5 protein-coding genes are annotated in these 6,912 nt (G+C 67.5%); 3 read left to right on the plus strand and 2 right to left on the minus strand.

The window, feature by feature from the left end; all coding sequences use genetic code 11:
- Positions 1-864 (plus strand): EGF domain-containing protein (locus FL311_RS39425; protein WP_141332798.1); only part of this gene is annotated, 864 nt, incomplete at its 5' end.
- 53 nt (positions 865-917) lie between these two features.
- Here FL311_RS39425 and FL311_RS39430 read toward each other — a convergent pair.
- Together FL311_RS39430 and FL311_RS39435 are read right to left on the minus strand one after the other, a co-directional pair.
- Positions 918-2,162 carry a type II toxin-antitoxin system HipA family toxin gene (locus tag FL311_RS39430; RefSeq protein WP_141332799.1) on the minus strand — a complete coding sequence of 415 codons (1,245 nt, stop codon included), beginning with the start codon at positions 2,160-2,162 and terminating at the stop codon, positions 918-920.
- Positions 2,149-2,475: a helix-turn-helix domain-containing protein gene (locus FL311_RS39435; RefSeq protein ID WP_194869565.1), complete on the minus strand. Its 327-nt coding sequence runs from the start codon at positions 2,473-2,475 to the stop codon at positions 2,149-2,151. The genes FL311_RS39430 and FL311_RS39435 overlap by 14 nt, the downstream gene beginning before the upstream one ends.
- A gap of 561 nt (positions 2,476-3,036) precedes the next feature.
- On the opposite strand from FL311_RS39435, the gene FL311_RS39440 reads away from it, so the two are divergent.
- Together FL311_RS39440 and FL311_RS39445 are read left to right on the plus strand one after the other, a co-directional pair.
- Positions 3,037-4,395: a CapA family protein gene (locus FL311_RS39440; RefSeq protein WP_141332801.1), complete on the plus strand. Its 1,359-nt coding sequence runs from the start codon at positions 3,037-3,039 to the stop codon at positions 4,393-4,395.
- A 111-nt stretch (positions 4,396-4,506) separates the two neighbouring features.
- The gene (locus FL311_RS39445) at positions 4,507-6,813 is read left to right on the plus strand and encodes a membrane dipeptidase (RefSeq protein WP_141332802.1); all 2,307 of its coding nucleotides are present in this window, start codon (positions 4,507-4,509) and stop codon (positions 6,811-6,813) included.
- Positions 6,814-6,912: the final 99 nt, after the last annotated feature.

Raw genomic sequence — 6,912 nt, forward strand, 5'->3', positions numbered from 1 at the left:
GGCGAGCAGTGTGATGACGGAGGCCGGGTGGCGGGCGATGGCTGTGGCGCCACGTGCCAGGTGGAGCCGGGCTACACGTGTCAGGGCCAGCCGAGCGTGTGTCACGACGTGAACGAGTGCACCAACGGCACGGCGCAGTGCTCGCCGAACGCGTACTGCACGAACACGCCGGGCAGCTACACGTGTACGTGCCGGCCGGGCTACACGGGCAATGGCTTCACGTGTGTGGACATCGACGAGTGCGCGCTGGGGACGGACAACTGTGGGCCGGGTGAGCAGTGCGTGAACACGCCGGGGGGCTTCCAGTGCAATCCGCCGAGCTGTCCGTCGCCGAGGGTCCAGTGCGGCCAGGTGTGCACGGACTTGTCCTCGGACCCGAACAACTGCGGCTGCTGCGGCAACGTCTGTGGGGCGGGGAAGACGTGCTCGTCGGGGGTGTGCGTGGGCGGTGGTGGTGGTGAGCCGCTGCGGTTCACGGCGACGTGGGGGCGCGACGGTGACGCGGACCTGGTGGTGAGGACGCCGACGGGGAAGATTGTCTCGTATGGGAACCCGGGGCCTGGGCCGAGCACGGACCAGGGGCGGTTCGAGGGGGACGTGGCGAGCGGGATGGGGCCGGAGAACGTGGCCTGGTACGAGGGGACGATGCCGCCGGCGGGGACGTACGACGTGTGCCTGAAGGCGGCGAACTTCCACCCGGCGGCGAGTGAGGCGACGCCGGTGCACTACTCGGTGACGGTGAAGCGGGCCGGGCAGGCGGACCAGGTCTTCACGGGAGCGCTGAAGCGCCAGGACGTCGGCGACGAGTGCCACCCGAAGCACCACGCCTACGTCGGGTCCATCGTGTACTCGGGCCCGCACTGAGCGGGTGACGCTACTTCCGGCGCGTGGGCACGGTGCCTGCGCGCTGGAGGGGCTCAGGGGGTGAACTCGAAGCCCTCGTAGTCGAACGCGCGGGAGATGGCGTTCAGGTCGGCCTCCGTGCCTCCACACTCCGTCACCACGGCGCGCCACCGCGTGGACACGGTGGTCTTCATCTGGGTGATGAGTCGGCTCGCTTCGTCACGGGACAAGCGGAACCGGCCGCACTCGCTGAGGAGGTTGGTGCGGTTGGCGCGGCGGTTCTTCGCGCTTCCGACCTCCATGGCCAGGTCTCGCTCGATGCTGGCCTGGGGGGCGGGAGTGAGGTCATAGGCGGGGGAGAGATTCCACGCCGTGCCGGGAGCGATGAGCGCGTGGTTGCGCGGATGGTCATCGACATTCGAGATGAGCGCGTTGAACACCATGCGGGAGAACAGCTCCCGCAGGTCCTCATCTGGATGGGCGACCCACCGCTTCATCTCGTCCGCGAGCAGGAGATAGGACCACTTCGAGCGGTCCAGAGGGTTCTCGTCGGCACGCAGGACGGTCAGCGCGCTGACCATGCGGTGTCGCAAGTAGCCGCCACCGTCCACGCGTTCCCGGTCGAAGCGACGCACCAGCAGGATGTCCTGCCCGGCGACGCAGAGGACTCTTCCGAAGGCGGCGCGCAGGCCGCATTCCTGGGCCAGTCGCAGCATGCCCGCTTCGACCACGGCGTTGTTCCAACGGTCGTTGCGCGAGGGGAACTTGGCGACCCACAGGCCCTCGTCGTCTTCGACGACGTTCTTGGGGCGCGCGCCGCCCAGGGAGCTGCCGGGCTGGATGAGTGAGTCCAACTGGGGCGTGGATGGCGCGAGGCCCTGCTCGATGCGGGCTGCTTCCCGCATGAGGACGTCCAGTTGGAGGACCTTGTTGAACTGGTGGATGGGCGCGGGTGGGGTGGTAGCGCCGCCAAAGGACAAGGCTCCCGCCCGGTCTTCGGGAGAGTGCAGGAGGAAGTCAACCTCCGTGAGGTTCGTGAGGCCGAGCTGACGCTCGATGACGGTGCGCCCCCACGCATCCGGAGAGGCATCTCTCAGTGCGCCAAAGATACCGCTGAGCTTCGCGGTCTCGAAGTGGGTCGAGCCTAGGGGGAGGTCGAACTTATCCAGTTCGACGGCGAGCGGATTGGACAGGTAGCTCTTTCCGTAGACGAAGCGCCCGACGCCGTCCTTCTGTACGAAGAGCCCGCAGGTGACGACGTCGAGCGAGCCTGGGAGCTGAATGTAGACGTAGCAGTTGTGGGCTTTAGAAGTCTGCATCCAGGCCTCCTGATGAGGTGGCTCGCTCAGGCTGGCGAGCGGCTTCGAGTGTCTTGCCCTCTTCGTCACGGTCTGGGGATGCGAGGTTCTCGATCTCACGCTCGAGACCCATGGCCCATAAGACGACGAAGTAGGCGCTGATGGCTGTGGAGATGTTTCCCGCTTCGATGCGCCTGATGGTGCCCAGGCCCAGTCCTGTCTTCTTCGCGAGGTCTACCTGCTTCAGGCCTCGACGAAGTCGGGCGCGAGCGATGTTCGCCCCCAACGCGATCACCGCCCGGTCCACCGCGAGAGGGATGGTCTCTTGCGTCAAGTTCTGTCGAGGCATAAGTCGAGGTACTGGTTCCAGTCCTGCTGGAAGAAGCTTACGGGTCTCAAGACGTATTACAATCTATCTACAGATTGTAATCCAACTTTATGACCCATAGATCGACTGCTGCCAGCTAGCTAGGACGAACCCGAAGGCGTTGAGGTGAACTGAGCACAAGGAGACAAATGAGTAGATCTAATTGTCCAGGGCGAAGAGATGGAGCAGATGGGGTAGGGGTGGTTGCTGGGGTCGTGGTGCGCAGGTCGAGCACGGCGTGGTGTGGCAGCAAGGTCGGGTGATGAGTTGGGGGAGGACGATGCTCTGCTCCTCGGTCTTCGCGCGAGCAGGGCTTGAGGGACTCACATGGGTTGGCGCCGGTGATGTGGTTCTGTGAGATGCGTGAGCGATGTGCCTCGGGGACGGAGCGGTCCTCGATGCCTGCTCGCGACGTCACGCCGAGTCGGAACGGACTTCCTCTCATCCTCCAAGGAAGACGCGGGATGAAACACCGCGTCGAGCCGACGGGTGAGGGGGATTCCGTGGGCCTGGACTAAGCTGTCGGGCGTGCCTGCGCCTGTCTTGTTGTTGGTCCCCTTGCTGTTCGCCACCGCGCCCACCCACGTCGAGCTCGTGTTCGGCGGGGATGTGATTCCGCATGGGGAGGTGAAGACGGTGGCGCGGCTGCACGCGCGCAACGGCGCCGAGCCTCCCGAGGGTGGGCCCGCGCCGTCGCTGAACAACGACGGCTGGGACCACGTCTTCGGCCCCATCGCGGACGTGCTGCGCACCGCGGACATCGGCGTCTTGAACCTGGAGACGCCCGTCACGGACAACAAGAAGGCGGTGACGCGCGAGCTGCTCTTCAACGCGCCGTCCTCCATGGCCCGCGCCATGGCGCGCGCGGGCGTGAAGGTGGTGTCCACGGGGAACAACCACGCCAGGGACCAGCTCCCCACGGGCCTGGTGGAGACGCTGCGGCACCTGGATGCGGTGGGCCTGCGTCACACGGGGACGGGCGCGACGAGGGACGCCGCGTGGGAGCCCGTCTTCATGGACGTGCGAGGCATGAAGGTGGGCTTCCTGTCCTTCACGCGCTGGCTCAACGGCTTCAGCAACCCGAAGGAGGCCGAGGCGCCGCACGTGGCCTTCGTGCCCTACCCGCAGCACCGCTTCCACCGGGGCCTGACGACGGACGAGGTGACGCAGAAGGTGCGCGAGCTCTCGGCGCGCTGTGACGCGCTCATCGTCCTGGTGCATTGGGGCGTCGAGTACGCGGACAGCCCGCACCCGGACGACCGCGAGCTGGGGCAGGCGCTGCTGGACGCGGGGGCGCTGGCCGTCGTGGGGCATCATCCCCACGTGCTCCAGCCGCTGGAGGGCTACACCACGGCGGACGGACGGCGAGGGCTCATCGCGTTCTCGCTCGGCAACCTGGTGGCGAACCAGGACCGCTTCTATCTCCACGCGCCCAAGCCGAAGAAGGGCGTGGCGGGCGACAAGCGAGACTCCATGCTGCTGCGAGTCTCCCTGACGCGTCCGAGCCCCAAGGCGCCGGTGGTGCTGGGCGACGTCGCGGTGCTGCCGGTGTGGATTGAGAACAACGCCGTGGGCCGCAAGCGCAAGGAGACGCGCAACATCCAGCCGGTGCTCATCGACCGGGAGCTGGAGGCGGTGACCGAGCGCCTGGCGACGCTGGCCGCGCGGCCCGCACCGCAGGACCAGGAGACGAAGGAGGAGCGCGCGGAGCTCGAGCGTCGGCTGGATGGCTCCCGTCATCGCCGGGAGCGAATCCTCCGAATGCTGCCCGAGGGCTTCGCCGTCGCCTCCCCCGCGCTGCGCCAGCGCGCCACCGCGTACGTCCCTCCGGCGTATGTGCCGCCCGTCTACGCGCCCACGGTGGTGGCGGAGCCCGCGGGGCCCTGAGCCGCGACGCGGTGCATCAGCGTTGCGCCAGTCACGGCATGGCGCCGACTGGCTTGAAGTCAGGGTGGGAGGTGTCGCTAAGTGGAGATTTCCACCTGAAGGGAGTCCCCCATGTCCCGTCCGCGTCTGCTGCGATGGTGTACCACCTTGGTCATGGCGTCCGCGTTGTCCTGCGTGCCCGTCGAGGAGGGCGAGAGCCCCCAGGCGCTCGCCGAGGTTGAAACAGAGAAGACGGCGAGGCTGGCAGGCGTGCCGGGCTTCGCGGAGCTGCACCACCACATGTTCGCCGAGGAGGCGTTTGGTGGCGGTTGGTTCCACGGCACGGTGACGGACGCGCTCACGCGGTGTGACGGAGGGTGGCCGGAGAGCGACCACGCGCGGGTGCGGATGGACTTGAGCCATCTGCTGAACCTGTGTCCGAACTCGAGCAACATCGACCTGCGCGGGGTGCCGGTGTTGTCGCAGCTGTTCGGCGTGGCGGGCGCGGTGGGCTCGGAGTTCCTGGGCAAGATTGAGGGCACGCAGGGCGACACGGGCCTGCACGACGGGCGGCGCAACCCGAACAGCGATTGGCCGCGCTGGGACACGATTGCGCACCAGCAGTCGTGGGAGGGGTGGCTGCGCCAGGCGCACCAGGGCGGCATGTCGCTGGTGGTGGTGTCGGCGGTGAGCAACGGCTTCCTGTGTGACGCGCTGCCGCCGCAGAACCGCACGCGGGCGTGCGACGAGATGACGGACGTGGAGGTGCAGCTGCAGAAGGCGCGCGACTTCGCGGCGACGCGGGACTGGGTGGACCTGGCGCTGACGCCGGCGGACGCTCGGCGCATCATCGGCGAGGGGAAGCTGGCGATGGTGCTGTCCATCGAGACGAGCAAGCTGTTCGGCGCGAAGGACTGGCGGGCGGAGCTGGAGCGCTTCCACGGGTTGGGGGTGCGCACGTTGCAGCCGGTGCACCAACTGGACAACCGGTTCGGCGGCGCGGCGCCGCACAACGCCATCTTCCAGGCGGCACAGTTCCTGGAGAACTGTCACATCGACTCGGACTGTGGGCTGACGGTGGGCGGGAAGACGCTGGGGTTCGACGTGGATGGGAACTGCAAGAACACGAAGGGCCTGACGGGGGAGGGGCGGGCGCTGGTGCAGGCGATGATGGACAAGGGGATGCTCATCGACCTGGCGCACCTGTCGGAGAAGGGCATCCAGGATGCGTACGCGGTGGCGGAGACGAACAAGTACTACCCGCTGTACGTGAGCCACGGGCACTTCCGCGAGGTGATGAACGGGAAGCTGGCGGAGAACGAGAAGACGACGCCGGCGTGGGTGGTGCAGATGTTGCGGCGCACGGGCGGCATGTTCGGCCTGCGCACGGCGCATGACGAGACGCGGACGTATACGAAGTCCGGCGTGGAGAACAACTGCCAGGGGTCGACGCGCTCGTTCGCGCAGGCGTACGAGTTCGGCCGGCAGGGGTTGAAGGTGCCCATGGCGTTCGGCGCGGACTTCAACGGGTTCATCCAGCAGACGCGGCCGCGGTTTGGAGAGAACGGGGCGTGCTCGGCGGGGTTCCAGGCGGAGGCGGACGCGCAGGCGCGTCAGCAGGAACTGCAGGGGCCTGGGCGGCTGGGGACGGCGTTCGACGAGGCGGGTCTGGCGCACGTGGGGTTGTTGCCGGACATGGTGAAGGACCTGAGGAACCTGGGGGTGAACACGGCGGGGCTGACGGGCTCGTCGGAGACGTTCATCCGGATGTGGGAGCGGGCGTCGTTGCCGCGGGTGGGGATGGCGGACCCGGCGAACGACATCGACACGTCGGGGGTGGCGGCGTGGGTGAAGCCGGAGGACCGGGAGGCGGCGTATCCGACGGTGTGTGGGAAGCACTACGCGCCGGACAGCAAGGACATGAACGAGCAGTGCCGGTTCGACGACGAGTGCCTGACGGAGCAGTGCTCGTCGGTGGTGTGCAGCCTCATCAAGGGCCGGTGCGTGTGCAACGGGGATGAGGATTGTGGCGGGGTGGGGTACTGCCAGAAGGACACGCCGGGGAATCCGGCGGACAACGACTGTGTGCCGAAGAAGGCGGACTGGGTGTCGTGCAGTCGGGATGGGCAGTGCCAGTCGGGGGCGTGTGGCGGGTGTGCGAACGCGGTGGGGTGGTGTTTCACGCCGGACTCGAAGGGGTACGGGGAGACGTGCAAGTCGGATAGGGAGTGCAGGACGGACCGTTGCAGCGCGGACTGTTACCTGAATCCGACGGGCAGTTGCCTGTGCGACAGCGACTCGCACTGTGGTGCGACCCAGTACTGTGGCTGGGGGTTGAACTCGGGCAAGTGCCAGAACAAGAAGGGCCGAGGGGCGGCCTGTGGGTCCGGCCGCGAGTGCCTGTCGGGCACGTGTCGGTGGTCCTTCACGTGTAAGTAGGCGAGAGCCTTGGGGATGCTGGGGGCCGAGGGGCCCCTGGTGTCCCTGGGTGCGCGGATGTGGCGCTCGGAACCTTGGAATTCTGGGGGCGGGGGGAAC

Origin of the sequence: Myxococcus sp. AB025B (assembly GCF_006518215.1) — a bacterium.
GTDB lineage: Bacteria > Myxococcota > Myxococcia > Myxococcales > Myxococcaceae > Myxococcus > Myxococcus fulvus.